Source organism: Isoptericola sp. NPDC060257 (assembly GCF_042726645.1).
GTDB lineage: Bacteria > Actinomycetota > Actinomycetes > Actinomycetales > Cellulomonadaceae > Isoptericola > Isoptericola nanjingensis.
The window spans coordinates 1-2,407 of sequence record NZ_JBHXAW010000421.1 but is presented as its reverse complement, the minus strand read 5'-3'; the positions used below and the strand labels follow the sequence as shown (position 1 = coordinate 2,407).

1 protein-coding gene and 1 pseudogene are annotated in these 2,407 nt (G+C 71.0%); both read left to right on the top strand.

What is annotated here, in order from left to right; all coding sequences use genetic code 11:
• Window positions 1-171: 171 nt before the first annotated feature.
• Window positions 172-2,166: a threonine--tRNA ligase gene (thrS, locus tag ACFWEK_RS20810; RefSeq protein WP_430555274.1), complete on the top strand. Its 1,995-nt coding sequence runs from the start codon at window positions 172-174 to the stop codon at window positions 2,164-2,166.
• 11 nt (window positions 2,167-2,177) lie between these two features.
• Window positions 2,178-2,407: pseudogene (locus ACFWEK_RS20805) on the top strand (hypothetical protein); the annotation flags it as partial.

Here is a 2,407-nt window from a genome sequence, read left to right as displayed (position 1 = left end):
GCGCGGGCCGGGGCCCTGCGGATGAGTACGATCGTGGGGCGTCACCGATGGTGGCGCCCCACGACCGTGTCCGGCGCCCAGCCCCGGCCGGTCCCGCCCAGGTGCTGCCCGTGCCCGTCCGCAGCGCCCACGACCCGCAAGGAGCAGCACGTGTCCGACGTCGCCTCGCCGATGCCACCGAACCCCGACGACGCCAGCCAGGACACGGTGACGGTGCAGACGCCGACGACGGGCACGGAGCTGTTCGCGGACCGCAAGGACGTCGTCGTGATGCGCGTCGGCGGCGAGCTGCTCGACCTCTCGCGCGACCTGGTGGCCGGCACGGTCGTCGAGCCCGTGACGATCGGCTCGCCCGACGGCCTCGCCGTGCTGCGCCACAGCGCCGCGCACGTGCTGGCCCAGGCGGTGCAGCAGGTGAACCCGGACGCGAAGCTCGGCATCGGCCCGCCGGTCACCGACGGCTTCTACTACGACTTCGACGTCGCGACGCCGTTCACCCCCGAGGACCTCAAGGCCCTCGACAAGGCGATGGCGCGCATCATCAAGGAGGGCCAGACCTTCCGCCGCCGCGTCGTGACGGAGGACGAGGCGCGCGCCGAGCTGGCCGACGAGCCCTACAAGCTGGAGCTCATCGGCCTCAAGGGCGGCTCCTCGGACGAGGACGGGTCCTCGGTCGAGGTCGGCGGCGGCGAGCTGACGATCTACGACAACGTCCGCGGCGCCGGCCGCGAGAGCGAGACCGTGGTCTGGAAGGACCTGTGCCGCGGGCCCCACCTGCCGAGCACGAGGCTCATCGGCAACGGCGTGCAGCTCATGCGCAACGCCGCCGCGTACTGGCGCGGCAGCGAGAAGAACCCGATGCTGCAGCGCGTCTACGGCACCGCCTGGCCCAGCAAGGACGAGCTCAAGGCGTACCTCGAGCGCCTGGCCGAGGCCGAGCGCCGCGACCACCGCCGCATCGGGTCCGAGATGGACCTGTTCTCCTTCCACGACGAGGTCGGGTCGGGCCTGCCGCTCTTCCACCCCAAGGGCGGCGTGATCAAGCGCGTCATGGAGGACTACGTCCGCCAGCGCCACATCGAGGAGGGCTTCTCCTACGTCGGCACGCCGCACATCACCAAGGAAGAGCTGTTCTACACGTCGGGCCACCTGCCGTACTACGGCGACACGATGTTCCCGCCGCTCGACCTGGAGGACGTCGGCGACCACGGGCGCTACCGCCTCAAGGCGATGAACTGCCCGATGCACAACCTCATCTTCTCGAGCCGTGGCCGCTCGTACCGCGAGCTGCCGATCCGGCTCTTCGAGTTCGGGTCGGTGTACCGGTACGAGAAGTCGGGCGTGGTGCAGGGCCTGACGCGCGTGCGCGGCCTGACCCAGGACGACTCCCACTCCTACGTCACCCCGGAGCAGGCGCCCGCCGAGGTCAAGCACCTGCTGGACTTCATGCTGTCGGTGCTTCGCGACTTCGGCCTCGACGACTTCTACCTGGAGCTGTCGACGCGCGACGACAAGAAGAAGGACAAGTTCGTCGGCTCCGACGACGACTGGGCCAAGGCCACGGCGGTGCTCGAGGAGGTCGCCGTCGCCTCGGGTCTCGAGCTCGTCGCCGACCCGGGCGGCGCCGCCTTCTACGGCCCCAAGATCTCCGTCCAGGCCAAGGACGCGATCGGCCGCACGTGGCAGATGGGCACCGTGCAGTACGACTTCAACCAGCCGAAGGGCTTCGGGCTGGAGTACACCGCGGCGGACGGCACCAAGCAGCAGCCGGTGATGATCCACTCCGCCAAGTTCGGCTCGATCGAGCGGTTCATGGGCGTGCTCATCGAGCACTACGCGGGGCTCTTCCCGGCCTGGCTCGCGCCCGTCCAGGTGCTCGCCGTGCCCGTCGCCGAGGCGTTCGACGACTACCTCAAGGACGTCGTCGCCCAGCTCACGGCCCGCGGCATCCGCGCCGAGGTCGACCTGTCGGACGACCGCTTCGGCAAGAAGATCCGCAACGCGTCCAAGGAGAAGGTGCCCTTCGTGCTCATCGCCGGCGGCGAGGACGTCGAGGCCGGGGCCGTGTCGTTCCGGTTCCGCGACGGTACCCAGGAGAACGGGGTGCCCGTCGCCGACGCGGTCGAGCGCATCGTCGCGGCGGTGCGCGACCGCGTCCAGGTCTGAGCGGGGCGCGCATGAGCGGCCACCACGAGGAACACGGCGCGGAGCACGGCGCGGAGCACGGCGCGGAGCACGATTCGACGACGGTGCCCGCGGCGGGCTTCGGCCCGCCCGAGGACGGGCTGCAGCGGCTGTGGACCCCGCACCGCATGGTCTACATCGGCGGGCAGGACAAGCCCGCCGACGGGACGGTGGCGCAGTGCCCGTTCTGCCGCATCCCCGCGGGCGACGACGAGGCCGGCCT